Here is a 25,726-nt window from a genome sequence, read left to right as displayed (position 1 = left end):
CGGGAGACAGCCATGTCCGGAAGCACCATCACGCAGTCCGCCACCTCGTCGCTCAGCCGAGCGGCCCGAGAACTGGAGCTCAGGCGAGGCGAGTTCGATCTCGCCCTGCACCTCGGCTGTGTGCGCTCGGTCCCCGACGAGGGAGGTGGGGGACGCCGGGTCGCGCGCGCCGAGATCGACCGGGTGCGCGCCGAGGACGGCTTCCCTGAGGCGCTGCGTGAACGGGTCAAAGCCGTCGGCACCACGGAGGCCGCCGCTCTCATGGGCGTCACGACCACCCGGTTCACCCGCCTCGCGCGCCTGGGACTGGTGGTGCCGGTCAAATTCTATTTGAACCGCTACCGAATGGTGGTCTGGCTCTACCTCGCCGAGGAACTGCGGCAGTTCGCCGCGGACCGGCAGAACGCGCCGCTGATGACCGGCCGGACGCCCGAAGGACTCCGCGATCAGCTGGACGAAGGCCTGGACCTCCGTCCGCGCAACTGGCGCGGCCGCCACCTGGGGTTCCTGCTGAGGCAGACCGAGGATCCCTGGGCCCGGGCCGCCGTGGTGGCGTCCCTGCTCGATCCCGTCGAAGTGGCCGAGATCGTCAACGATCCCCACGAGCGCGCCCACCTCGACAGCCAGCGGCCCGAGCGTGTTTCGCAGGCGGCCCCGGAATCGCCGGCGGCGCGGATCGCCGAGCGCATCGCGACGGCGGACGATCCCGACGAGATCAGCTGGCTCAGGGCCGACCTGGCTCAGAGCCTTTCCGAAGCCAGGCAGGACCGCCCCGCGCCCCGCCCGACACCGACCGCCTCATCCGTCGCGGACCAGGCGCCGGCGGACCCACCGTCCCTGGTTCCACGGTCAGCGGCCCCGCCGTCACCGGTCAGTGCTCCGCACGCCTCGCGACCACGGCTCCCCGCCGCGGACGGCCCGCTCACGACGCCGGAGTCCCCGCGAACACGCCGGCTGCTCGGATGGCTGCGTCGCAGGAAGCCGGACGGGTGTCCGCCTACAGCGCTCTGAACAGCCCCTCCTGCACGACCGAGACGAGCAGACGACCCTTCAGATCGTAGATGCGTCCGCGGGCCAGTCCGCGGCCGCCCGTCGCGATGGGGGACTCCTGGTCGTACAGGAACCACTCGTCCGCGCGGAACGGCCGGTGGAACCACATGGCGTGGTCCAGCGACGCCATGTCGAAACCGCGCTGCCCCCACAGCGGTTCCACCGGGATGCGGACGGCGTCCAGGAGGGTCATGTCGCTCGCGTAGGTGAGGGCACAGGTGTGCACGAGCGGGTCGTCGCCCAGCGGTCCGACGGCACGCATCCACACCGCGCTGCGCGGTTCGGCGCCCTTGGTCTCCTCGGGCGTCCAGCGCAGCCGGTCCACATAGCGGATGTCGAACGGCTGACGCCGCGCCATGCGCTCCAACGCTTCGGGAAGGGCGCCCAGATGCTCCTTGATCTCCTCCGTCACCGTCGGCAGTGACTCGGGATCCGGCACCTCGCGGGCCGGCGGCAACTGGTGCTCGAAGCTCCCTTCCTCGGGCTTGTGAAAGGAGGCGGTCAGATTGAAGATCGTGCGGCCCTGCTGCACCGCGGTGACCCGGCGTGTGGTGAACGACCGTCCGTCCCGCACCCGTTCGACCTGGTACACGATCGGGACGCCCGGACGGCCCGGGCGCAGGAAGTACGCGTGCAGCGAGTGCACCGGCCGGTCGCCCTCGGTGGTACGGCCGGCTGCGACCAGCGCCTGGCCCGCCACCTGGCCGCCGAAGACCCGCTGCAGGGACTCCTGCGGGCTGCGGCCTCGGAAGATGTTGACCTCGATCTGCTCCAGGTCGAGCAGGTCGACGAGCTTCTCGGCGGGGTTCGTCATCGGTGGGATTCTCCTGTGCTCACAGCTGTCCGACGTCGGTGACCTTGACGATGGCACGGCCCTCGGCGTCGGAGGCCACGAGGTCGACCTCCGCGCTGATGCCCCAGTCGTGATCGCCGTTCGGGTCGGCGAAGGTCTGACGGACACGCCACAGGCCGTTCTGCGGCTCCTCCACGATCGACAGCAGCTTGGGGCCACGGGCGTCGGGACCCGTTCCGAGGTCCTCGTACTCGTCCCAGTACTTGTCCATCGCCTCGCCCCACGCGTCGGCGTCCCAGCCGGCCTCGGCGTCCATCTCGCCGAGTTCGGCGACGTTGTCCAGAGCGGCGAGTTCGACCCTGCGGAACATCGCGTTGCGGACGAGGACACGGAAGGCGCGGGCGTTCGAGGTGACCGGCTTGACCTGATCGGCCCTCTCCTGGGCCTCCTCGGCCGTCATCACCTCGGGATTGGCGAGCTGCTCCCACTCGTCGAGGAGGCTGGAGTCGACCTGTCGCACCATCTCGCCCAGCCAGGCGATCAGGTCCTCCAGGTCCTCGGACTTGAGGTCGTCCGGGACGGTGTGCTCGAGGGCCTTGTAGGCACTGGCCAGGTAGCGCAGGACGATGCCCTCGGTACGGGCGAGCTCGTAGTAGGAGACGAACTCGGTGAACGTCATCGCCCGTTCGTACATGTCACGGATGACGGACTTCGGCGACAGCGGGTGGTCGCCGACCCACGGATGGCTCTTGCGGTAGGTGTCGTAGGCGTGGAAGAGCAGCTCATCCAGCGGCTTGGGGTACGACAGGTCCTGGAGCCGCTCCATCCGCTCCTCGTACTCGACGCCGTCGGACTTCATCGCGGCCACGGCCTCGCCACGGGCCTTGTTCTGCTGGGCCGCGAGGATCTGCCGCGGATCGTCCAGCGTGGACTCCACGACGGACACCATGTCCAGGGCGTACGAGGGGGATTCGAGGTCCAGCAGGTCGAAGGCGGCGAGCGCGAACGTCGACAGGGGCTGGTTGAGCGCGAAGTCCTGCTGGAGATCGACGGTGAGCCGCACGATCCGGCCGGTCGCGTCGGGCTCGTCGAGCTTCTCGACGATGCCGCCGTCGAGGAGCGAGCGGTAGATCGCGATGGCCCGCCGGATGTGCCGCAGCTGCTGCTTGCGCGGCTCGTGGTTGTCCTCCAGCAGGTGCCGCATCGCCTCGAAGGCGTTGCCGGGCCGGGCGATCACCGAGAGCAGCATGGTGTGCGTCACGCGGAAGCGCGAGGTCAGCGGCTCGGGATCGGAGGAGATGAGTTTCTCGAAGGTGTTCTCCGTCCAGCCGACGAAGCCCTCGGGAGCCTTCTTGCGCACCACCTTGCGGCGCTTCTTCGGGTCGTCGCCCGCCTTGGCGAGCGACTTCTCGTTCTCGATGACGTGCTCCGGCGCCTGAGCCACGACGAAGCCCGCCGTGTCGAACCCCGCGCGCCCGGCCCGGCCGGCGATCTGGTGGAACTCACGCGCGCGCAGCGTGCGCACCCGCGTGCCGTCGTACTTCGTGAGCGCGGTGAACAGCACGGTGCGGATGGGCACGTTGACGCCGACCCCGAGGGTGTCGGTGCCGCAGATGACCTTCAGGAGGCCGGCCTGGGCCAGCTTCTCCACCAGCCGCCGGTACTTGGGCAGCATGCCGGCGTGGTGCACACCGATCCCGTGGCGTACGTAGCGGGAGAGGTTGCGGCCGAACTTGGTGGTGAAGCGGAAGTTGCCGATCAGCTCGGCGATCCGGTCCTTCTCCTCGCGCGTGCACATGTTGATGCTCATCAGCGCCTGCGCCCGCTCCACGGCCTGCGCCTGGGTGAAGTGCACGATGTAGACCGGGGCCTGCTTGGTGGCGAGCAGCTCGGTGATCGTCTCGGTCAGCGGAGTCAGGACGTACTCGTAGGACAGCGGGACGGGCCGGGTCGCCGAGCGGACCACCGCCGTGGGGCGGCCGGTGCGCCGCGTGAGGTCCTTCTCGAACATCGAGACGTCGCCGAGCGTCGCCGACATCAGGATGAACTGCGCCTGGGGAAGTTCCAGGATCGGGATCTGCCAGGCCCAGCCTCGGTCGCCCTCGGCGTAGAAGTGGAACTCGTCCATGACGACCTGGCCCACATCGGCGTGCTTGCCGTCCCGCAGCGCGATGGAGGCCAGGACCTCGGCGGTGCAGCAGATGACCGGGGCGTCGGAGTTCACGGAGGCGTCGCCGGTGAGCATGCCGACGTTCTCGGTGCCGAAGATCTTGCACAGCTCGAAGAACTTCTCCGAGACGAGTGCCTTGATCGGCGCCGTGTAGAAGGTGACCTCGTCGCGGGCGAGCGCCGCGAAGTGCGCAGCCGCGGCGATCATGCTCTTGCCCGAGCCGGTGGGCGTCGAGACGATCACGTTCGCACCCGAGACCACCTCGATCAGCGCCTCCTCCTGGTGGGGGTAGAGGGTGAGACCGCGTTCCCCGGCCCACGACTCGAAGGCTTCGTAGAGGGCGTCGGGGTCTGCGGTCTGCGGCAGCTGATCGATAAGGGTCACGCCCCCATCTTGCCTGTCGTCGCACGTGATGGGGGAATCGGATGTTCGTCGAAAGATCACGAACGCTACGCTGTGGCGCCGACGACGCGTCAGCGTGCACGGGCAACTGGACAGCTGCACAAGAGGAATAGGGCGGAAAACGGCCATGATGGGACCAGCACACTCACTGTCGGGGGCCGCGGCCTGGCTCGGCGTCGGAGCGGCCGCCGCCGCGGCCGGTCACACCATGCCCTGGCCGGTTCTGCTGGTCGGCGCGCTGATCTGCGCCGGTGCCGCTCTCGCCCCGGACCTGGACCACAAGGCCGCCACCATCTCGCGCGCCTTCGGACCGGTGTCACGAAGCCTGTGCGAGATCGTCGACAAACTCTCCTACGCCGCCTACAAGGGCACCAGGAAGCCGGGCGACCCCCGGCGCTCCGGCGGTCACCGCACGCTGACACACACCTGGCTGTGGGCGGTGATGATCGGCGCGGGTACCGCTGTGCTGGCGATAACCGGCGGCCGCTGGGCGGTCCTGGCCATCCTCTTCGTGCACATGGTCCTCGCCATCGAGGGGCTGCTGTGGCGGGCCGCACGCGGTTCGAGCAGCGATGTCCTGGTCTGGCTGCTCGCGGCGACGAGCGCGTGGATCCTCGCCGGCATCCTGGACAAGCCGGGCAACGGCGCGGACTGGCTGTTCACGGCGCCGGGCCAGGAGTACCTGTGGCTCGGCCTGCCGATCATCCTCGGCGCCCTGGTGCACGACATCGGGGACGCGCTGACGGTGTCCGGCTGCCCGATCCTGTGGCCCATCCCGGTCGGCCGCAAGCGCTGGTACCCGATCGGCCCGCCCAAGGTGATGCGCTTCCGTGCGGGCAGCTGGGTCGAGCTCAAGGTGCTGATGCCGGTGTTCATGCTGCTGGGCGGCGTGGGCTGCGCGGCCGCGCTGAACGTCATCTGAGGCCGTCTCCTCCCCGGAGACTCCGACGCCTCGGCGGGCAGCCGCTTCGGCCCTGGGCGTCGGGCTCGGCAGGCGGGACGTCCTTCGCTCAGGAGACGGCACCGTCCCGATCAGGGGTTCTCCGCCGTGCCCGACCCCGGCTCCCCGCCTCCGTATCGCCGCTCGAACTGGGCGATGCGGCCCTCCGAGTCCACCGTGCGGGCCTTGCCCGTGTAGAACGGGTGGCTCTCCGAGGAGATCTCGACGTCCACGACCGGGTAGGTCTCGCCGTCGTCCCAGTCGATGGTCCGCTCGCTCGTCGCGGTGGAGCGCGTGAGGAAGGCGTAGCCGGCGCTGCGGTCGCGGAAGACCACGGGGTGGTAGTCGGGCTGCTTGTCCTGCTGCATGGGTGCTCCTTGGGGGAGGGCCGGACCGGGCGCCGGTCAGCCGGACACGGCGTCCTCGTCGACGATGTGCATCGCGGCCTCCTCGGCCGAGGCCGCGGCGCCGTCGATGCCGATGTCCGTGGCGATGAGCCCGCTCTCCTCGTCCTCGTGCGCGCCTTCGTTCGGGGCGACGAGACGGCCCGAGCGGAGGGCACCCACCTCGTTGTCGAGGGGTTCTCCGTCGGTGCCCGCGCAGTCCCCGATGCCGTCTCCGTCGGGTTCGGCGACATCGGGCAGCTCCTCGGCGAGGCGCTGGTCCAGGGTCTCGCCCGCCCGGCGCTCCGAGGCGGTCACTCCGCGATTCTCCACCGCCCACGGCCGCTCCGGCGGGGACCAGCCACGGTCCAGTGGGTCACTGACACCGTCGGCGACCAGTGTGTCCTCGCCGTCGAGCAGCCCCGCGTCGTCCTGTACCTCGGATCCGTCGGGTTGGTAGACGTCGTCTCCCCATCCGTCGGCGCTGTCCACGGCTACCTCCAGGGGGTGCGGACGGGACCGGTGCCGCCGTACTCGACGACGGGCCCGCGGGCCACAGGACACGGGCGTCGCCCCGAGGGAACCGGGTGGTTCCCGGGAGTCCCCGAGCGGGTGTCCACGTCCAGGGTTCCACCCCCCTTCGCCACCGCGCAACGCCACAGGGGCCGACCAGCAGTGCCACAAGGGTCGACGTCCGGCCCCGTCGGCCTCTCGCGGGGTGCGCCGAGGGCCGGTGCGACCCGGCCTCCGCCGGGACCGCGACGCGGCTCCCGGCGAGAAGCGGGACACAACCGGCCGGAGCCCACTGCCGGGCCCGGTCCGCATCGGCCCACTCCGCTGAGCGGCGGGACGAGAGCGGCGCGGGACACCCGGCGGGCGGGTCCGCGCCGGTCCGGTCCACCGTGCGGGCGGGAGCGGACCGGCACGTCGGCCGCCGGGCCGGGCACGGTCCGGCAGCGGGCCGGGTACGGTCCGGCCGGAGCTCTCCGCTCACCCGTGCCAGGACCTCCACAGCGCCGCGTACGCGCCGTCCGCCGCGACCAGTTGCTCGTGGCTGCCGAGTTCGCTGATGCGGCCGTTCTCGACGACGGCGATGACGTCCGCGTCATGGGCGGTGTGGAGGCGGTGGGCGATGGCGACGACGGTGCGGCCGTCGAGGACCCGGGCCAGCGAGCGTTCCAGATGGCGGGCCGCCCGCGGGTCCAGGAGCGAGGTCGCCTCGTCCAGGACCAGGGTGTGCGGGTCGGCCAGCACCAGCCGGGCCAGTGCGATCTGCTGGGCCTGGGCCGGAGTGAGCGCGAACCCGCCCGAGCCGACCTCGGTGTCCAGACCGTCGTCCAGCGCCCGCGCCCAGCCGTCCGCGTCGACCGCTCCGAGAGCCGCCCACAACCGGGCGTCGAACGCGTCGGCCGGAGCCTCGGCCGGCGCCTCCTGGTCCGTGCCGTGCCGGGCGTACGGGACGGCGAGCAGCAGGTTGTCGCGCAGGGAGCCCACGAAGACGTGGTGTTCCTGGTTGACCAGGGCCACGTGCGAGCGGACCTTCTCGGCGGGCATCCGGGACAGTTCGGCGCCGCCGAGCGTGATCCGGCCGTCCCGGGGCGCGTAGATCCCGGCGAGCAGCCTGCCCAGCGTGGACTTGCCCGCGCCGGACGGGCCGACCAGGGCGAGCCGGGTGCCGGGCGCGACCGCCAGGGAGACCTCGCGCAGGACGTCCACGCCCTCGCGGTAGCCGAAGTGCACCCGGTCCGCGTGGACGTCGCGTCCCTCCGGCGCCACCGCCGGATCGCCGGCGGCCGGCTCGATGTCCCGGACACCGACCAGCCGGGCCAGCGAGACCTGGGCGACCTGCAGCTCGTCGTACCAGCGCAGGATCAGTCCCACCGGGTCGACGAGCATCTGCGCGATCAGCGCGCCCGTCGTCAGCTGGCCCACCCCGATCCAGCCCTGGAGGGCGAGGAACCCGCCGATCATCAGGACCGAGCAGAGCACCGTCACATGCGTGATGTTGACGACCGGGAAGAGGACCGACCGCAGCCAGAGCGTGTAACGCTCCCATGCCGTCCACTCCTGGACCCGGCGGTCCGACAGCTCGATGCGGCGCCTGCCCAGGCGGTGCGACTCGACGGTGCGGCCGGCGTCGACCGTCTCGGCGAGGACGGCGGCGACGGCGGCGTAGCCAGCGGCCTCCGAGCGATAGGCGGACGGCGCGCGCTTGAAGTACCAGCGGCACCCCACCACCAGCAGCGGCACGGCGACCAGCACGGCGGGGGCGAGCGCCGGGGCGGTCACGGTGAGCCCGGCGAGCAGCAGCGCCGCCCACACCACACCGATGGCCAGTTGCGGCACGGCCTCGCGCATGGCGTTGGCGAGCCGGTCGATGTCGGTGGTGATGCGGGACAGCAGGTCGCCCGTCCCGGCCCGCTCCAGGACGCCGGGCGGCAGCCCGACCGACCGCACGAGGAAGTCCTCGCGCAGATCGGCCAGCATGCGCTCGCCGAGCATGGCGCCGCGCAGCCGCACCTGCCGGACGAACACGGCCTGGATGACCAGCGCGACGACGAACAGGGCGGCGGTGGCCTCCAGATGGAGGTCGCGCGCGTGGTCCGAGACCCGTTCGACCACCGAGCCCAGCAGATAGGGCCCGGCCATCGAGGCCACGACGGCCACGGTGTTGACGGCGACCAGGAGCAGGAAGGCCCTGCGGTGCCGTTGGAACAGTTCGGTCACGTAGGCGCGTACGGTCGCGGGCGCGCCGACGGGCAGCGTGTTCGCCGTCGTCGGGGCGGCCGGGTCGTACGCCGGTGGCGCCACGCCGATCATGCGGTCTCCTCGATTTCTTCCAGTACGCCGTCCAGAACGGCCTCGTCGTCCACGGTCACGCCGCCGAGAGCGGCCTGTGCCGCTGCCTCGGCGGCGGCCTCCTCATCGGTCTCGCGGGTCACCACGGCCCGGTAGCGCGGCTCGTCGCGCACCAGATCGCGGTGCACGCCGACCGCGACGACCTCGCCGTCGTGGACCAGGACGACTCGGTCTGCCTGGTCCAGGAGCAGCGGTGAGGAGGTGAGGACCACGGTGGTGCGCCCGGCGCGCAGCGCGCGCACCCCATCGGCGATCCGGGCCTCGGTGTGGGAGTCGACCGCGGACGTCGGCTCGTCCAGGACGAGCACCTCCGGGTCCGTGATCAGCGACCGGGCCAGCGCGAGCCGCTGACGCTGGCCGCCGGACAGGGAGCGCCCGCGTTCGGTGATGCGGGCGTCCATCGGGTCCCCGGCGTCCAGCGAGCCCTGCGCGAGCGCGTCCAGCACGTCGCCGCACTGGGCGGCGGCCAGCGCCGCGGCGGCGCTCACGAGACCCGACGCGGGTACGTCGAGCAGCTCGCGCAGTGAGCCGGACAGCAGCACCGGGTCCTTGTCCTGGACGAGGACCGCGGTGCGGGCGGAGTCCAGGGGCAGGTCGTCCAGCGGTACGCCCCCGAGCACCACCGAGCTGTTCCGCGGCACGCCCCCGACGAGCACCTCGGCGCCCCGCTCGGAGGCATGGCCGCCCAGCCGCTCGGCCAGCAGCCCCGCCGCGTCCGGGTCGCCGCACACCACGGCGGTCAACCGCCCCGCGGGAGCGAGCAGCCCGGTCACGGGGTCGTACAGATCGCCGGACGGGACTTCAGCGGCGCGCGAGCCGTCGCTGTCCATGGCCCGTTCCAGGGACAGGACCCGGGCGGTCCGCCGGGCCGACGGACGCGAGAACGAATAGGCCATGGCAATCTCTTCGAAATGTCGCAAAGGGTACGTAAGGAGCATTACGGCGCTGTAGACGGTGACCAGTTCGCCGACCGTGATCCGGCCGTCGCGGGCCAGCTGCACACCACGCCAGACGACGGCGATCATCAGCAGACCGGGCAGCAGCACCTGGATCGCCGAGATCAGCGACCACATGCGGGCGCTGCGCACGGCGGCCCGGCGGACCTCCTGGGAGGCGCGGCGGTAGCGGTCGAGGAAGAGTTCCTCGCCGCCGATGCCGCGCAGCACCCGCAGGCCGGCGACGGTGTCGGAGGCCAGCTCGGTGGCGCGGCCCGCCTTCTCCCGCTGGAAGTCGGCGCGCCGGGTGGCGCGGGGCAGCAGCGGAAGCACGGCGACCGCCAGCACGGGTACGCCCACGGCGACGATCACGCCGAGCGCCGGCTGATAGACGACCAGGCCGACGCAGACCAGCACCACGGTCACGGCCGCCGCCGTGAACCGCGACATGCCCTCCACGAACCAGCCGATCCTCTCGACGTCGCCGGTGGAGACCGCCACCACCTCGCCCGCCGCCACGCGCCGCGTCAGCGCGGAGCCCAACTGCGCGGTTCTGCGGGCCAGCAGTTGCTGGACGCGCGCCGCCGCGGTGATCCAGTTGGTGACCGCCGCGCGGTGCAGCATGGCTTCGCCCAGGGCGATGCACGCGCCGCACAGCACCATCAGAGCGCCGGTCAGGGCGAGCCGGGTGCCGGAGTGGTCGATGACGGACTGGACGGCCAGACCGACACAGAACGGCAGTACGGAGACGGCCACGAAGTGCAGCAGGCCCCAGGCGAGGGCCTTGAGCTGACCGCCGAGCTGGTTCCGACCGAGCCACCACAGGAAGCGGGGACCTGAGCGCGTGTCCGGCACACCCGGGTCGGGATACGGAAGGTCTTGGATCTGCATGACATCCCAGTGGCTCGTCAGGGGGTGGAGGGAGCCGCGGATCTCGGCAACCTTCCGGCCGTGGGGGCCGGTAGCAAACCGTGAAAGGTTCGCGTCGCAACGTGGTCGGTAGCAAACGATTTTCCGGGCAAGGGGAAGGAATTGGCCCCACCGGCCCCGGTCGGCCGGGACGGGGGGAGAGGGCGATTCGTCCGAGACGTGGTGCGAGGATGGGCGGCATGCGAAAGAACGGTGCGATGCGTACGGGGCTCGCGGCAGTGGTCTGCGGGGTCGTCGCGGTCACTCTGTCGGCCTGCGGTGGCTCGGCGGGCGGGAGCGGGACGAAGGGGCGCGCGGGATCGGGTGGCGCGGCGGCCCGTACGAACGCGCCCGCGGTCGATCCGAAGCGCATCCCCGATGTGGGTGACAAGCTCCAGCGGAAGATCCCGTCCGAGTCCCGGCAGGTCCTCGCGGTCTACGGCGAGGGCAGGGATTCCGCGAAGTCCACCGTGGTGCTGTACACGAAGTCGGGCACGACCTGGAAGAAGACCCGCAGCTGGGCCGCGCACAACGGGAAGAAGGGCTGGACCACCGACCATCACGAGGACGACAAGCGCAGCCCGGTCGGCGTGTTCACGCTCAGCGACGCCGGTGGTGTGCTCGACGACCCGGGCGCCCGGCTCCCGTACACGCAGTCGGAGGGCTTCCAGGCACCGCACTACTGGGCGAAGTCGCACTGGCACGACTTCGACTACGTCATCGCCATCGACTACAACCGCCTCAAGGGCAATCCGCCGGACGACCCGACCCGCCCGTGGGGCGATGAGAAGGGCGGCGGCATCTGGCTGCACATGGACCACGGCAGCGGCACGTCGGCGTGCGTGAGTCTGTCCAAGCCGGGCATGGAGTACCTGCTGCGCACCCTCGACCCGGATCAGCATCCGGTCATCGTGATGGGGGACAAGGCGGACCTGAAGGCCTGACCCATCGCTCCGGGGCGCCGCCGATTCGCCGTTCCAGCGCGCCGGGGCACCATTGCGGACAGCCCAACCGCCCCGTAGAACACCGCACATGAGTAGACCGGTCATCATGTCCATGCTCGCCGGAGTGATCCTCGTGGCGGGCACCCTTCTCGGGGCGGGCCCGGCCCCGGCGGCCCCCACGTCCGTCGCGGCTCATGCGTCCGGCGCACCCGCCGTCGCTCGATCCGTCGACGTGCCCGCCGAGTTCGGCAGCGACTGGCACGACCCCGTCACCGCTTCCCCGCCCGTCGGCAGGCCCGCCGGTACCCCCTGTGAAGTGCCCCTCGTCGAGGCGCAGTTCCGTGACTTCACGCCCTACACGGGCACATACACCCCGCCGAAGGGCTGCGGCGACCGCTGGAGCAAGGTGGTGCTCCGGCTCGAAGGCAAGGTCAAGGGGCGCCAGTTCGACCGCCTCGGGTATCTGCACGTCGGCGGGGTGGAGATCCTCCGTACCTCCACCCCGGAGCCGTCGCCCGACGGGATCGCGTGGTCCGTCGAGAAGGACGTGACGCGCTACAGCGACACGTTCCGGCGGAGCCGCGACGTCGAGATGCTCATCGGGAACGTCGTCGACGACACGTACACGGGCGTCCTCGACGTCAGGGCCACGCTGACGTTCTACGCGGGCAGGCCCGCCGCGACCCCCGACCGTGTCCTGACCCTCCAGGACGGCACCCTGACCACCCCGCGCAACAGCGAGCGCGTGATCGCCGAGGTGTACGCGACCGGGTCCGGTGGCGGCTGCGAGGAGTACTGGTATCTCACGGTCCCGGACGAGGCCCCGTACTCCTGCAAGGCGGACAACGGCCCCTATCGCGAGGTGCAGATCAGTGTCGACGGCCAACTCGCCGGAATCGCCGAGCCGTTCCCCACGGTGTGGACCGGCGGCTGGTCCAACCCCTTCCTCTGGTACGTGATTCCGGGGCCCCGCGCGTTCGACGTCAAGCCCGTCGAGTACGACCTGACCCCGTTCGCCGGTCTGCTCAACGACGGGCGTCCGCACCGGATCGACGTCTCGGTCGTGGGCGTCCCCGAGGGGCAGTCCGGCTGGAGCGTGCCGGTCAACGTGCTCGTCTGGCAGGACGCGCGGCGCGCCCACGTGGGCGGTGCCCTCACCCGGGCCGAGGCGGGCGACCTCGCCAACTCTTCGACGTACAAGCCCGGTTCGGAGAGTCGGCTCGACACCGAGGGAGGGCACCGTCTGACGGTCGCCGGATACCTCGACACCTCGCACGGCAGGGTGCGGACCACCGTCAGCCGGACCCTCGCGCACACCTCCGCGCACCGCTGGACCGACGGCGAGACCACGGACGGCCTGAAGGCGAGGTGGACCGACGACGAGAGGGTCACCGTCGACGGGCGCGGCCCCGCCGTGACGACGTACACCCGGCGCACGTACACGATGGACGGCACGACGACCCTCGGCGCGGACGACCGGCTGCGGACCGTGCTGACACTCGGCGACCGGGCCGCCGTGGCCGAGGCGACGGCCGGCCGGCGCACCGCGTGGTCACGGTTCGAGGACACCTACACGGGCGACGCGACGTACACGGCGAACGTGCCGCGCGACCAGCGCCACGCGGTCGCCACGACGAGCGAGCGCTATCGCCTGTACGGCTCGGCGGGCTGCTACGACCGCTCCCTCGGCACCGTGCAGGGGGTGCTGACGGAGGATCGCACCGGCTGCTGAGCCGGGCGCCGACGGGCCGCGGTTCCCCGGGGCCCGCCGGCCCGGGTCACCCGGGCCGGCCCTTGGCCGCGGGACGGGTCGCGTGCTCCAGCGCCAGCAGGGCGGAGTAGTAGCCGCGGCCCGTCACGTGATCCATGCCCACCTCGCACATACGGTTCGCCGACAGATGCGCGTCGAAGTCGCGGGAGGTCACGAACGCCGCCTCCTCGCGGGTGGCCGACTCGGTGAGTTCCCGGTGGAGCATGCCGCGGTCGCCCGCGAAGGCGCAGCACCCGGCGTCGTCGGGCACCACCACCTCGTCGGCGCACGCCTCGGCCACCGCACGCAGCTGTGCCTCGTCGCCCAAGTGCCGCATGGAGCAGGTCGGGTGGAGCACCGCGGAGCCGAGGACGCGGTGCACGGTGAGGTGGGGGAGGAGCTCCTCGGCGGCCCACACCAGCGAGTCGACGACCGTCAGCCCGGCGTGCAACTCCCGGTTGTCGGCGGTCAGATACGGAACGACCTCCCGCGCGATGCCGAGCGTGCAGGACGAGGCGTCCACGACGAGCGGCAGTCTGCCGCCGGCGGTCCAGCCCCAGGCGGCCTCGACGACGCGGTTGGCCATCACGGCGTTGCCCGCGTCGTACCCCTTGGAGTGCCAGATCGTCGCGCAGCACGTGCCCTTCACGTCGTCAGGGATCCAGACCGGCTTTCCCGCTCGCTCGGAGACCGCGACGACGGCCCGCGCGAGCGACACGTCTCCGGGGCCGGCGAAGATGCGGTTGACACAGGCCGGGTAGTAGACGGCGACGGCCCCCACGCGAGCGGTGGCCGGCATGGCGGAGGTGGCGGCTCCCGGCATCCGCGGCAGCCATTCGGGCACGAGGTCCGGGCGTACGACCCTGCGCGCCGCGCGCGTCATGGAGGTGATCCGCCGGCTGCCGATCCGGTCCGCCGCGGCGACGGCCAGCCGGGCCGAGGCTTCGAGGGCGCGGAAGTGCCGCGCGGCCAGCGCGGCCGTCTTCTCCTCGCGCGGCGAGTGCCTGGCGTGCCGGAACTCCTTCATCAGGGCACCGGTGTCGATGCCGACAGGGCAGGCGAGCTTGCAGGTCGAGTCGCCCGCGCAGGTGTCCACGGCGTCGTAGCCGTACGCCTCCAGGAGGCCTTCCTCGACGGCGGAGTTGCCGGGCTGGCGCATCATCTCGCGGCGCAGCACGATCCGTTGGCGCGGCGTGGTCGTCAGGTCCTGGCTGGGGCAGGTCGGTTCGCAGAAGCCGCACTCGATGCACGGGTCGGCGATGGCCTCGACCCGCGGGATCGTCTTCAGGCCCCGCACGTGCGCCCGCGGATCACGGTCGAGCACGACGCGCGGCGCGAGCACTCCGTCGGGATCGATCAGCCGTTTCGTGCGCCACATCAACTCCGTAGCCCCGGCACCCCATTCGAGCTCCAGGAAGGGCGCGATATTGCGTCCGGTGGCGTGCTCGGCCTTCAGCGATCCGTCGAAGCGCTCGACGGTGAGCCGGCAGAACTCGTCCATGAAGGCTGCGTAGCGCTCCACATCGGCCGGCTCGGACGCGTCGAAGGCCAGCAGGAAATGCAGATTGCCGTGGGCGGCGTGGCCCGCGACGGCGGCGTCGAAGCCGTGCCGGGTCTGGAGTTCCAGCAGCGCCTCGCAGGCCTCGGCCAGCCGCTCGGGGGGCACCGCGAAGTCCTCCGTGATCAACGTCGTGCCGGAGGGACGGGCACCGCCGACCGCCGTGACGAACGCCTTGCGGGCCTTCCAGTAGCCGGCGACGATCCGCTGGTCGCGGGTGAAGGAGTTCGCCACCGAGGGCACGGGGGACACCAGGGGGAGCCCCTCCAGCAGCGCGCGGCCCCTTGCCTCGTACGCGTCCTGCGTGGCCTCGTCCGGAGCGCGGAACTCGACGAGCAGCGCGGTCGTCGGGCCGGGGAGAGCCGCCCAGTCCCCGGGCACGCCCTCGACGCTCACCGAGGCGCGCAGCGTGTTGCCGTCCATCAGCTCGACGGCCGAGGCGCCCGCGGCGGTGAACAGGGGCACGGCGGCGGCCGCGGCCGGCAGCGAGCCGAAGAAGAGCAGCGCGGCGGAGACCCGTCGTTCCAGCGGCAGCGTGTCGAAGACGACCTCCGAGATGAAGCCGAAGGTGCCCTCCGAGCCGACCATCAAGCCGCGCAGGATCTCGACGGGCGTCGAGCCGTCGAGGAAGGCGTCCAGGCGGTAGCCGTTGGTGTTCTTGATCGCGTACTTGGCGCGGATGCGGGCGACGAGTCCGGCGTCGGACTCGATCTCCGCCTTGAGCTCCATGAGCCCGGCGCACAGGACCGGTTCGGCATGCGCGAGCCGGTCGTCGGCGTCCGGCTCCGCCGTGTCCACGACCGTGCCGGTGGGCAGGACGAAGGTGAGCGACGCGAGCGTGCGGTACGAGTTGCGGGTGGTGCCCGCCGTCATGCCGGAGGCGTTGTTCGCGACCACGCCGCCGACCGTGCAGGCGATCGCGCTGGCCGGATCGGGACCGAGCACGCGCCCGTGCCGGGCGAGCGCGGCGTTGGCGCGCGCGACGGTCGTGCCCGGGGCGATACGGGCCCGCGCTCCGCCGTCCAGGACCTCGACGCCCGTCCAGTGCCGACGTACGTCGACGAGGATGTCCTCGCCCTGCGCCTGGCCGTTGAGCGAGGTCCCCGCCGCGCGGAACACCACCTCGCGGCCCTTGCCGTGCGCGTACGAGAGCACGGCCGAGACGTCGTCGATGTCCTCGGGGACCACGACGACCCGCGGCACGAAACGGTAGGGGCTGGCGTCGGAGGCGTAGCGCACGAGGTCGGAGATCCTGGTCAGCACCTTGTCGGCGCCGAGCAGTGCGATCAGGTCACCGCGCAGTGGCTCGGGGGTGCCCCCGGCCCGGTCCTCGGGGACCCGGTCGGCGGCCGGGGCCTCGCGGTGTCCGTCGGGGCGCAGTGCGTCGGGGTCGGGCTCCAGCAGAGGCATCGCGCACCCTTCCCTCTCGGGCTCATCGAGCGGCGCGCTCCCGTGCTCGACCGGTCCGGCGGCGGTGTTCCGCCCCCGGTCGGCCTCAGCGGCGGTGTTCCGTCCTGAACCGTCTCAGCAACGGTGTTCCGCCCTCGGCATGCCGTCCACCAAGGTGTCCAGCAGCCCGCCGAGCACCTCGCGCTGCTCGTCCGTCAATGGAGCCAGGATCTCCTCCGCGGCGCCGCGGCGCGCGGCGCGCAGTCCGCGCAGTGCCTCGCGTCCCTCGTCCGTGACCTCGATACGGATCACCCGGCGGTTGGTGGGGTCGGGCGCCCGGCGCACCCTGCCGCTCGCCTCCAGGCCGTCGACCAGCGTGGTCACGGCGCGCGGCACCACTTCGAGGCGCTCGGCGAGATCGGCCATGCGGGGTGGTGAGCTGTAGTGCGCGAGGGTGCGCAGCAGGCGTGACTGGGCGGGTGTGATGCCCAGCTCGCGCTGCTCCAGATGGCGCTTCTGGATGCGGTGCACGCGGCGCGTCAGGCGCAGCAACTGCTCGGCGAGCAGACCGTCGGCATCGGGGGTGGTCATGCGGGAACAATATCAGGATGCCGTTCATTGTGAGTATAGGTAACAATGAGCTAGGCTCCGTCAGTCGTCGGAACCTCACTGATGTCCCGGTCGTCCCATTTCCCTAGGAGTCCATTGCGTCCCGACCAGTCAGCCTGGAGCCCGCCACCTGTCGACAAGGAACAGCCACGGCAGGTGCGCCGCATCCTCAGTCTCTTCCGGCCCTACCGCGGCCGCCTCGCGATCGTCGGCCTGCTGGTGGGCGCCGCGTCCCTCGTGTCCGTCGCCACGCCCTTCCTGCTGAAGGCGATCCTGGACACCGCGATCCCCCAGGGCCGCACGGGTCTGCTGACCCTGCTGGCGCTCGGCATGATCCTGAGCGCCGTCCTGAGCGGTGTCTTCGGCGTCCTGCAGACCCTGATCTCCACGACCGTCGGCCAGCGCGTGATGCACGATCTGCGCACAGCGGTCTACGGTCGCCTCCAGCGCATGTCGCTGGCCTTCTTCACCAGGACGCGCACGGGCGAGGTCCAGTCGCGCATCGCCAACGACATCGGCGGCATGCAGGCGACCGTCACCTCCACCGCCACCTCGCTGGTCTCCAACCTCACCAGTGTGGTCGCCACGATCGTCGCGATGATCGCCCTGGACTGGCGCCTGACCGTCGTCTCCCTGCTCCTGCTGCCGGTGTTCGTGTGGATCAGCCGCCGGGTCGGCAACGAACGCAGGAAGATCACCACGCAGCGCCAGAAGCAGATGGCGGCGATGGCCGCCACCGTCACCGAATCGCTCTCCGTCAGCGGCATCCTGCTCGGGCGCACCATGGGCCGGGCCGACTCGCTCACGAAATCCTTCGCGGAGGAGTCCGAGGGCCTCGTCGACCTCGAGGTGAGGTCGAACATGGCGGGGCGCTGGCGCATGTCCGTCATCGGCATCGTCATGGCCGCCATGCCCGCCGTCATCTACTGGACCGCGGGCGTCGCCCTCCAGCTCGGCGGCCCCTCGATCTCGATCGGCACGCTCGTCGCCTTCGTCTCGCTCCAGCAGGGACTGTTCCGGCCGACGGTCAGCCTGCTGTCCACGGGTGTGCAGATCCAGACCTCGCTCGCGCTGTTCCAGCGCATCTTCGAGTACCTCGACCTGCCCATCGACATCACCGAACCCGACAGCCCCGTCCACCTCGACCAGGTCAAGGGCGAGATCCGCTTCGAGGACGTCGAGTTCCGCTACGACGACAAGGGTGCCCCGATCCTCGACGGCATCGACATCACCGTCCCGGCCGGCGGCAGCCTCGCCGTCGTCGGACCGACCGGCTCCGGCAAGTCCACCCTCAGCTATCTGGTGCCGCGGCTGTACGACGTCACGGGCGGGCGCGTGACCCTCGACGGGGTCGACGTCCGCGACCTCGACTTCGACACCCTCGCGCGCGCGGTCGGCGTCGTCTCCCAGGAGACGTACCTCTTCCACGCCTCGGTCGCCGAGAACCTGCGCTTCGCCAAGCCGGACGCCACCGAGGAGGAGCTGCACGCGGCGGCGCGGGCGGCCCAGATCCACGACCACATCACCTCGCTGTCCGACGGGTACGACACGGTCGTGGGCGAGCGCGGCCACCGGTTCTCCGGCGGCGAGAAGCAGCGCCTCGCCATCGCCCGCACGATCCTGCGCGACCCGCCCGTGCTCATCCTCGACGAGGCGACCAGTGCCCTGGACACCCGTACGGAGCACGCCGTCCAGGAAGCCATCGACGCCTTGTCGGCCAACCGCACCACGCTCACCATCGCGCACCGGCTGTCCACGATCCGGGGCGCCGACCAGATCGTGGTCCTCGACTCGGGCCGCGCGGTCGAGCGCGGCACGCACGAGGAACTGCTGGCGCAGGAGGGGCGCTACGCCGCCCTGGTGCACCGGGACGCCCAACTGGAGCCGACAAGATGACGATATGTCGGGTTTGTATGCTTTAGCGGGTTACCGTGCCCGTTATGCAGACGAACACTCCGCCACCGAGCACGATTCGACTGACGCGCCGGGGCCGGGTCGCCCTCATCGCGACCGGAGCCGTCGTGGCGGCCACCGCCGTGGCGGTGCCGCTGCTGAGCATGGGAAACGAGGACGCGCCCCCGACGTCGCTCGTCATTCCGGAGGGCTGGCGCTCCGGCCAGGTCTACGCGGCCGTCGACAAGGCCCTCCGGGTGCCCGCGGGCACCACCAAGAAGTCCCTCGCCAAAGCCGCCCTCAAGCTGCCGAACGACGCCCGGGGCAACCCCGAGGGCTATCTCTTCCCGGCGACGTATCCGCTCGGCGAGAAGACGACCCCGGAGTCGCTCCTGACGTTCATGGTCGGCACCGCGAACAAGAAGTTCAACGGAGCGCCGATCGCGGCGGGCGCGCAGCGCAACGCGATGAACGTCTATCAGGCGGTCACCATCGCGAGCATCGTTCAGGCCGAGGCGGCGACCAAGGCGGACATGGGCAAGGTGGCCCGGGTCGTCTTCAACCGCCTGGAGCGCGGTATGCCGTTGCAGATGGACTCCACCATCAACTACGCGCTGAACCGCTCCACCCTGAGCACCAGCCAGGCCGACACGAGGATCAACAGCCCCTACAACTCGTACCGGCGCATGGGCCTGCCGCCCACACCGATCGCCAACCCCGGCGAGGACGCGATGCGTGTCGCGATCAGCCCACCCCCGGGCGACTGGCTGTACTTCGTCACCGTCAAACCGGGCGACACGCGCTTCACGGCCAGCTACGAGGAGCACCAGCGCAACGTCGCCGAGTTCAACCGGAACCACCGGAGCGCGTCCCCCACGGCGCCCGCTTCCACGGCGTCCGCTTCCACGGCTGCCGCTCCCACGGCGTCCGCTTCCACGGCTGCCGCTCCCACGGCGTCCGCTCCCACGGCGTCCGCTTCCACCGCTGCCGCTCCCACGGCGTCCGCTTCCACCGCAGCCGCTCCCACCGTGGTTCCCACCGCGGCCTCTCCCGCGCGTTGAGCACCGCGTGGGGGCATCACGCGGCGACCGGCGCGCCCGCCAGCAGCCGCCTGATGTCCCGTACGGCGGCCCGTCCGGCCCGGTTGGCGCCGATGGTGCTCGCCGACGGTCCGTAGCCCACCAGGTGGATCCGCGGATCGGCGACCACACGTGTCCCCTCGACGCGGATGCCACCACCCCGCTCGCGCAGCCGCAGCGGCGCCAGATGGTCGATGGCGGCCCGGAAACCGGTCGCCCACAGGATCACGTCGGCGTCCACGCGCCGCCCGTCCGCCCACACCACGCCGTCCGGGGTGATCCGGTCGAACATCGGCCGCCGCTCCAGCACGCCGTCGGCCAGCGCCTGTCGGATCGCGTCGTTCAGCGGCAGCCCGGTGACCGAGACGACGCTCCGGGGCGGAAGTCCCTGGCGGACCCGCTCCTCGACGAGCGCGACGGCGGCCCGGCCGAACTCCTCGGTGAAGGGGCCCTCGCGGAAGACCGGGGCGCTCCGCGTGACCCAGGTGGTCGTGGCGGCGTGGGAGGCGATCTCCATCAGATGCTGGGTGCCGGAAGCGCCGCCGCCCACGACGACCACGCGCTGCCCGGTGAACTCCTCGGGGCCCGGATACTGCGCCGTGTGCAACTGCCGCCCGCGGAAGGTCTCCTGGCCCGGATAGCGGGGCCAGAACGGGCGGTCCCAGGTGCCCGTGGCGTTGATCAGAGACCGGGTCGACCACGTACCGTCGCCGGTCTCCACGAGCAGGCGTCCATCGGGGCCCTCCCGGACGGCCCTGACATCGACCGGCCTGCGGACCCGCAGGTCGAAGGCGCGCTCGTAGGCGTCGAAGTACTCCGAGACGACCTCGGAGGACGGACGGGCCGGGTCGGCGCCCGTGAGTTCCCTACCGGGCAGGGCGTGCATCCCGTGCACCTTGCCGTACGTCAGCGACGGCCAGCGGAACTGCCAGGCGCCGCCGGGGCGCGGCGCGTGGTCGAGGACGACGAAGTCCCGATCGGGCTCGAAGCCGGTGCGCCGCAGGTGGAAGGCGGCGGCCAGACCGGCCTGTCCGGCGCCGATGACGACGACATCCACCTCACGCGCGCGTACCCCTGTGTCATTCACGCTTCTACCAACCGGACCGGTCTCCGGGATCTTCCCGCCGGGCGCCCCACTGTGAGCCACCCGGCGGGCCCACGGCAGCGACCGGCCGACCCTGCCGTCACTGTCACCGCCGGTCAGGGTCCTCCGGCTCTGCTTCACGCGCGGGACCCGTGCGATGTACGGGGCCCGCAGCCTTCCGCGCGACGCCCCGGATCCCTCCGCGCGACGCCCCGCAGCCTTCCGTGCGACGCACTGGATCCCTCCGCGCGACGCCCCGCAGCCTTCCGTGCGACGCACTGGATCCCTCCGCGCGACGCCCCGCATCCTTCCGTGCGACGCCCTGGATCACGTGCGGAATCCGTTGTATGGGAGAGGATTGAGGCATGTCCGATGCCTTCACCACGCACGTCCTGAACATCTCCTCCGGTTCGTCGGAGGCGATCGTCGACCTCACGCGCGACTGCGAGGCCTTCCTCCGCGAGGTCGCGGCGGGCCGTGACGGTCTCCTGAACGTCTTCGTACCCCACGCCACCGCCGGAATCGCCATCATCGAAACGGGCGCGGGCAGCGACGACGACCTCCTCGCCGCGCTGCACTCCCTGCTTCCCGCGGACGACCGCTGGCAGCACCGTCACGGCAGCCCCGGTCACGGCCGTGACCACGTCCTGCCCGCCATCGTCCCGCCGCACGCGACCCTGCCGGTGGTCGACGGGAGCCTGGAGCTGGGGACGTGGCAGTCGGTGTGCCTCGTGGACACGAACCGGGACAACCCCCACCGTGAGGTTCGCTTGTCGTTCCTCGGCTAGCCCGGGCGCGGCCGGGACTGCGGGGCCCTTCCCGGCCTCAGCCGGGCTTGCGCCACCCTCAGCCCGGCTTGCGCCACACGGAGATGTGCTTCGCGGAGTCCTGGGTGAACGGCGCCCCGTCCCAGTCCGCGACGCGCCGTTCCGGTTCGAGCCCCGCGATCCGTGCCATCAGGTCGAGTTCCGCCGGCCACGCGTACCGGTGCCGGGAGGCGCCGCGGCGATAGCGGCCGTCGTCGCCGTCGCGGGTGAGGTGGTGCGAGACGAGGATCTGCTCGACCAGGTCGAAGGTGTCGAAGCCGAGGTGCCCTTCGGAGACGTCGAACGGCACCGCGACCTGCCCGGGAGGCAGGAACCGCAGCGGCGGAACACCCAGTTCGATGACGAACCGGCCGCCAGGCGTCAGATGGCGCGCCGCGTTGCGGAAGCACTCGACCTGTTCGTCCTGCGTGAGCAGGTTCGTGATCGTGTTGTAGACGAGATAGACCAAGGTGAATTCGCCGGGGACGGCGGTCGTGGCCATGTCCCCGATGGCGACCGGGAGTCTGTCCTCGTCCACCTTGTGCCGCAGGACGGCCACCATGTGCTCGGACAGTTCGATGCCCACCACCGGCACGCCGCGTTCCCGGAGCGGGACGCCCACGCGTCCGGTTCCGATCGCGAACTCAAGTGCCTGGCCGTCTCCGGCGAGTTCGGCGAGGAAGGCGAGAGCCGGTCCGAGAGCGGCGGCCGAGGAGTTCTCGCTCTCCTCGGCGTCGTAGCGGTCGGCGGTCGCACGGGTCCACAGCTCGCTGCTCGTCATGGGAGGCCACTCTGGCGGGTGGGACGGGCCCTGTCGACGCGTTTTCGCTCCGGCTCCGAGCAACACCACCGGGGTCACCCGCATGTGCCGCGGCACCGATCCGGCCTCCTGTCGGCGCTGGTCGCTATGGTGCTGCCGAGTTGATCAGGGAGGCACCTGTGTCCGGTCTCGCGGAGGCGGGCGGGGACGGGAGGGGCAGGCGCATGGCCGAAGTCGAGGTCTCGTACGCGCAGGCGTGGGATGCCGAAGCGCGTCGCGAGTGCCGGCCGCTGTCCATGGAGGAGGCACGGAGGAAGGACAGCGACGGGCGGTCGTACGTGGTGATCCATCGGGCACCTGGGCGAGCCACACCCCTGACGGTGCACCTCGTGTCCTGGGGTGATCACTACGTCGGGCAATGGACCTACGACGAGGTGGGGCGTGTGACCCACGAGGCGGACCTGCGGCTGCTCGAAGCGGACCGCCTGTTTCTGCGGCGGCACGTGGAGAGGCGGTACTCCTCGCCGGACCAGCAGGACCGGGCACGCGACGCCTGGCGCCTCACGCTGGACCTGTTTCCCGACGGCAGGGGTACGAAGGTGCTGGAGGAGCGCGGTGACCACGGCGGTTCGTTCCGCACACGTGCCGACGTGCCGGAATCGGAGCGGTGGCGTCCCCGGTCGGATTTCGGTGTTCCTGCGGCCGGGATGCCGGGAGTCTCCGCGGAGCCCGGGCCGGGAGCGCGCACAGCCCAGGACGCGTGCGGCGAAGGACCGGAACCGCAGTCCCTGTGGAAGCCGCCCAGACCGGGTCGGCCGGCACTCGCCCTGAACGAACTCCTTCGGCCGGGCCGCCGGTTCACCTCGGAGTCCTGGGGCGAGATGACCGTCGAGGAGATTCGGCACATCGCCACGCTCCGGGTCCCCAGCGGCCGGCTGGTCGTCGCGGATCCCATGGACCGGGACGACTCCAGGCAGCTGACCGAGCGCATCCCGCCCGGTGAGTATCCCCTGCAGGCGGCCGTGCTCGTGGGTGAGGGCGACTACTACGGCGAACGGTTCCCGGTCACGGAGGAACCCCTGGTACGTCTGCTGATCGCCGCCGATCCGGCGGTCACGTGGGAGATGGGACTCGGCGAGGGCGAAGATCCCCGGCTGCTTCTGGACGGCCACGCCTACGGCTTCGGCACCGACGCCGCAACCGGTGGTTTCGCCGACGCCTCGGGCTGGAAGGTGCTGTCCGGGAAGATCCGGCGCTACTACGACGAGGGCGACGAAAGCGCCGCCGAGTTCGTCACGGACGGCTGCCTGCGTGCCACCGACGAGGAGACCGGTGGCGACCTGGTCTCCTTCTGCACCGGGGGCGACGGGACCTGGCCGGTCTGGCTCGGCCGCTCCGCCACCGGCGAACTGGTCGCGGTCGCTGTGATCACGTCGTTCGTCGATCTCCGACCCGTGTGACTGCCAGGATTCCCGGTGGGCACGGTGGGCACGGTGGGCACGGTGGGCACGGTGGACGCGGTGGACACGGTGGACCTGTTGGGCGCCGTGGACCTGTTGGACCCTTTGAACCCCACTGACCTGGGTGTTCCTGGCACGCCGGGCGGGGGAGAGGCGGCCCCACCGACTGCCGGTGGCTCAGTGCGGCTACTTCGCCGGGATCTTCTGCTCGAACCAGACGACCTTGCCGCTGCTGAGCCTCGTCGCTCCCCAGCGCAGGGCGAGTTGATTGACCAGGAACAGACCGCGGCCGCCCTCGTCCCCGAGGTCGGCGTGGCGCATCCGGGGCACCTGGGGCGAGTCGTCGGTCACCTCGCAGCGCAGTACATCGGTGCGCAGCAGCCGCAGCGAGAGGGGCCGCGAGGCGAAGCGCACGGCGTTCGTCACGACCTCGCTGACCATGAGTTCCGTCGGGTCGATCAGCGACTCGAGCCCCCAGCGGCGCAGGGCCCTGCGGGTCAGCCGGCGCGCCTGTCCCGCGGTCATCGGGTGCGGGGCGAGGTACCAGTACCCGACACTGTCGGGCGGGAAGCCCTCGAACCGGGCGGTGAGCAGGGCGATGTCGTCGTCCCGGGTCCCCGGGTTCAGGGTGCCCAGTACGTGGTCGCACAGCACTTCCAGCGAGGCGAGCCCCCGGGCGGTGCTCTGCAGCCGGACCCGTAGCGCCTCGACACCGCTTCCGATGTCCGTGTCGCGGGACTCGACGAGTCCGTCGGTGTACAGCACCAGGGTCGCCCCGGTGGGCGCGGCCATCTCCACCGCTTCGAAGACGACGCCGCCGACGCCGATCGGAGCACCGGGCGGGACGGCCAGCACCTCGGAGCGGCCGTCCTCGTGCAGCAGCACCGCGGGCGGGTGACCCGCGTTCGCCATCAGCAGGCGGTGCGATATCGGGTCGTAGATCGCGTAGAGGCAGGTCGCGATGTGGTCGCTGCCCAGCCGCTGGGCCTGCTCGTCGAGGTGGTGCAGGACCTCGTCGGGCGGCAGATCGAGTCCGGCGAGGGTCTGCACGATGGTGCGCAGCTGGCCCATGATCGCGGCGGAGGTCATCGAGTGGCCCATGACGTCGCCGACGATCAGGGCGACGCGGTTGCCGGGGAGCGGGATCGCGTCGTACCAGTCGCCGCCGACCTGGGCGGTCTTCGAGGCGGGCAGGTAGCGGCTGGCCAGCCGGACGCCGGTGGGCTCGGGCAGCGACGACGGGAGCATGGTGTGCTGGAGGGTGTCCGCCACGGCCGCCTCGTGGCCGTACATCACGGCCTTCTGGACCCCGAGCGCGGTGTGCGTCGCGAGCTGCGAGGCGACGAGCAGGTCGTCGCCGGTGAAGACGGGGCGGTCCGTCCCGCGGAGCAGGACGACCGTGCCCATGACGTGGTGGCGGCCCTGCAACGGAGCGATGATCAGGCGGTGGCCCGGGGGCGGCTTCACCGGTGGGTCCGCTCCCGCTCCGAGCAGTTCTGCGACGGCGGCCGCGTTGCCCGGCGCGTCACCGAACGCGGGCCGCCCGTCCCGCAGCAGTTGCGCGAGCCGGCCGCTGCCGGCCGGTTCGACCCGCTCGGCGACCTCGGGGAGCGGGGGCGCGGACGGAGCCCCGTCGAGGTGCGGCGCCGGCGGGGACGCCCGGTCCGCGCTGTGCAGCTGGAGGACGACGGGTGCCGCCGACTGCTCCGTGCCCAACGGCAGCGGATCGTCGAGGTGGATGAATATCGCGTCCGCGAACGCGGGCACGGCCGCCTGCCGCAGTTCCCGGAGTGTCTCGTCCAGATCCATCCCGCGGGCGATCCGGCGCGTCGCGACATCGAGGTACCGAAGACGGTCCGTCTGCGGCACGGCGCCGTCGGTCACCGCGGCAGGTGCGGCGAGGCCCTGCGGCGGGGTGTGCTCATGGGGGGTGTGGTGCTCGCTCACGCGTTC

The 25,726-nt window shown here is 71.5% G+C and carries 18 protein-coding genes and 1 pseudogene; 8 read left to right on the top strand and 11 right to left on the bottom strand.

Annotated features, from left to right (window positions below; translation table 11 throughout):
• Nucleotides 1-12: 12 nt before the first annotated feature.
• Entirely contained in the window at nucleotides 13-1,011 is a 999-nt protein-coding gene (locus tag ACFWBT_RS00930) for a DUF6397 family protein (RefSeq protein WP_385694191.1), read from the top strand.
• Here the strand turns inward: ACFWBT_RS00930 and ACFWBT_RS00925 are convergent.
• Nucleotides 998-1,864: an acyl-CoA thioesterase II gene (locus tag ACFWBT_RS00925; RefSeq protein WP_266755898.1), complete on the bottom strand. Its 867-nt coding sequence runs from the start codon at nucleotides 1,862-1,864 to the stop codon at nucleotides 998-1,000. The two genes, ACFWBT_RS00930 and ACFWBT_RS00925, sit on opposite strands and share 14 nt — an antisense overlap.
• A gap of 19 nt (nucleotides 1,865-1,883) precedes the next feature.
• Nucleotides 1,884-4,397 (bottom strand): DEAD/DEAH box helicase, encoded by a 2,514-nt coding sequence (locus ACFWBT_RS00920; RefSeq protein ID WP_385694189.1) that lies wholly within the window; start codon nucleotides 4,395-4,397, stop codon nucleotides 1,884-1,886.
• Between the two features lie 145 nt (nucleotides 4,398-4,542).
• Here ACFWBT_RS00920 and ACFWBT_RS00915 point away from each other — a divergent pair, with 145 nt between their 5' ends.
• Nucleotides 4,543-5,337, top strand: a complete 795-nt coding sequence (locus ACFWBT_RS00915) for a metal-dependent hydrolase (protein WP_385694186.1) — start codon at nucleotides 4,543-4,545, stop codon at nucleotides 5,335-5,337.
• Nucleotides 5,338-5,447: 110 nt separating this feature from the next.
• Here the strand turns inward: ACFWBT_RS00915 and ACFWBT_RS00910 are convergent, their stop codons facing one another.
• From ACFWBT_RS00910 to ACFWBT_RS00895, 4 genes are all read right to left on the bottom strand, one after another.
• Nucleotides 5,448-5,723: a type B 50S ribosomal protein L31 gene (locus tag ACFWBT_RS00910; RefSeq protein ID WP_385694183.1), complete on the bottom strand. Its 276-nt coding sequence runs from the start codon at nucleotides 5,721-5,723 to the stop codon at nucleotides 5,448-5,450.
• A 36-nt stretch (nucleotides 5,724-5,759) separates the two neighbouring features.
• On the bottom strand, nucleotides 5,760-6,230 hold the full coding sequence (locus ACFWBT_RS00905) for a DUF5709 domain-containing protein (protein ID WP_385694181.1): 471 nt from the start codon (nucleotides 6,228-6,230) through the stop codon (nucleotides 5,760-5,762).
• 498 nt (nucleotides 6,231-6,728) lie between these two features.
• The gene (locus ACFWBT_RS00900; protein ID WP_385694179.1) at nucleotides 6,729-8,558 is read right to left on the bottom strand and encodes an ABC transporter ATP-binding protein; all 1,830 of its coding nucleotides are present in this window, start codon (nucleotides 8,556-8,558) and stop codon (nucleotides 6,729-6,731) included.
• Nucleotides 8,555-10,423: an ABC transporter transmembrane domain-containing protein gene (locus tag ACFWBT_RS00895; protein WP_385694176.1), complete on the bottom strand. Its 1,869-nt coding sequence runs from the start codon at nucleotides 10,421-10,423 to the stop codon at nucleotides 8,555-8,557. Before ACFWBT_RS00895 ends, ACFWBT_RS00900 begins: the two co-directional genes overlap by 4 nt.
• A gap of 218 nt (nucleotides 10,424-10,641) precedes the next feature.
• Here ACFWBT_RS00895 and ACFWBT_RS00890 point away from each other — a divergent pair, with 218 nt between their 5' ends.
• Both ACFWBT_RS00890 and ACFWBT_RS00885 read left to right on the top strand, forming a co-directional pair.
• Nucleotides 10,642-11,385, top strand: coding sequence for a L,D-transpeptidase family protein (locus tag ACFWBT_RS00890; RefSeq protein ID WP_385694173.1), 744 nt, complete (start codon nucleotides 10,642-10,644; stop codon nucleotides 11,383-11,385).
• A gap of 88 nt (nucleotides 11,386-11,473) precedes the next feature.
• Complete coding sequence (locus ACFWBT_RS00885; protein ID WP_385694170.1) at nucleotides 11,474-13,117, top strand: peptide-N4-asparagine amidase; 1,644 nt, start codon at nucleotides 11,474-11,476, stop codon at nucleotides 13,115-13,117.
• A 46-nt stretch (nucleotides 13,118-13,163) separates the two neighbouring features.
• On the opposite strand, the gene ACFWBT_RS00880 is transcribed toward ACFWBT_RS00885, so the two are convergent.
• Nucleotides 13,164-16,103, bottom strand: a complete 2,940-nt coding sequence (locus tag ACFWBT_RS00880; RefSeq protein WP_385694167.1) for an FAD-binding and (Fe-S)-binding domain-containing protein — start codon at nucleotides 16,101-16,103, stop codon at nucleotides 13,164-13,166.
• A 114-nt stretch (nucleotides 16,104-16,217) separates the two neighbouring features.
• Nucleotides 16,218-16,673 (bottom strand): MarR family winged helix-turn-helix transcriptional regulator, encoded by a 456-nt coding sequence (locus ACFWBT_RS00875; RefSeq protein WP_385694164.1) that lies wholly within the window; start codon nucleotides 16,671-16,673, stop codon nucleotides 16,218-16,220.
• 114 nt (nucleotides 16,674-16,787) lie between these two features.
• On the opposite strand from ACFWBT_RS00875, the gene ACFWBT_RS00870 reads away from it, so the two are divergent.
• Together ACFWBT_RS00870 and mltG are read left to right on the top strand one after the other, a co-directional pair.
• A complete protein-coding gene (locus ACFWBT_RS00870) occupies nucleotides 16,788-18,587 on the top strand; it encodes an ABC transporter ATP-binding protein (RefSeq protein ID WP_385694161.1) in 1,800 nt (599 codons plus the stop codon).
• Nucleotides 18,588-18,631: 44 nt separating this feature from the next.
• Nucleotides 18,632-19,465: pseudogene (mltG, locus tag ACFWBT_RS00865) on the top strand (endolytic transglycosylase MltG); the annotation flags it as partial.
• A 196-nt stretch (nucleotides 19,466-19,661) separates the two neighbouring features.
• Here mltG and ACFWBT_RS00860 read toward each other — a convergent pair.
• A complete protein-coding gene (locus tag ACFWBT_RS00860) occupies nucleotides 19,662-20,750 on the bottom strand; it encodes an NAD(P)-binding domain-containing protein (RefSeq protein ID WP_385694158.1) in 1,089 nt (362 codons plus the stop codon).
• A gap of 362 nt (nucleotides 20,751-21,112) precedes the next feature.
• On the opposite strand from ACFWBT_RS00860, the gene ACFWBT_RS00855 reads away from it, so the two are divergent.
• On the top strand, nucleotides 21,113-21,535 hold the full coding sequence (locus ACFWBT_RS00855; RefSeq protein WP_385694155.1) for a secondary thiamine-phosphate synthase enzyme YjbQ: 423 nt from the start codon (nucleotides 21,113-21,115) through the stop codon (nucleotides 21,533-21,535).
• Between the two features lie 58 nt (nucleotides 21,536-21,593).
• Here the strand turns inward: ACFWBT_RS00855 and ACFWBT_RS00850 are convergent, their stop codons facing one another.
• Nucleotides 21,594-22,334: a class I SAM-dependent DNA methyltransferase gene (locus tag ACFWBT_RS00850; protein WP_385694152.1), complete on the bottom strand. Its 741-nt coding sequence runs from the start codon at nucleotides 22,332-22,334 to the stop codon at nucleotides 21,594-21,596.
• 203 nt (nucleotides 22,335-22,537) lie between these two features.
• Between ACFWBT_RS00850 and ACFWBT_RS00845 the strand changes: the two genes are divergently transcribed.
• Nucleotides 22,538-23,773 carry a DUF4241 domain-containing protein gene (locus ACFWBT_RS00845; protein WP_385694149.1) on the top strand — a complete coding sequence of 412 codons (1,236 nt, stop codon included), beginning with the start codon at nucleotides 22,538-22,540 and terminating at the stop codon, nucleotides 23,771-23,773.
• Nucleotides 23,774-23,959: 186 nt separating this feature from the next.
• On the opposite strand, the gene ACFWBT_RS00840 is transcribed toward ACFWBT_RS00845, so the two are convergent.
• Entirely contained in the window at nucleotides 23,960-25,582 is a 1,623-nt protein-coding gene (locus tag ACFWBT_RS00840) for a SpoIIE family protein phosphatase (protein ID WP_385694326.1), read from the bottom strand.
• Nucleotides 25,583-25,726: the final 144 nt, after the last annotated feature.

The sequence above is a fragment of the Streptomyces sp. NPDC060027 genome (assembly GCF_042737005.1).
Taxonomy (GTDB): domain Bacteria; phylum Actinomycetota; class Actinomycetes; order Streptomycetales; family Streptomycetaceae; genus Streptomyces.
The sequence above is the reverse complement of the archived record's forward strand: the minus strand, read 5'-3'. Positions and strand labels throughout refer to the sequence as shown.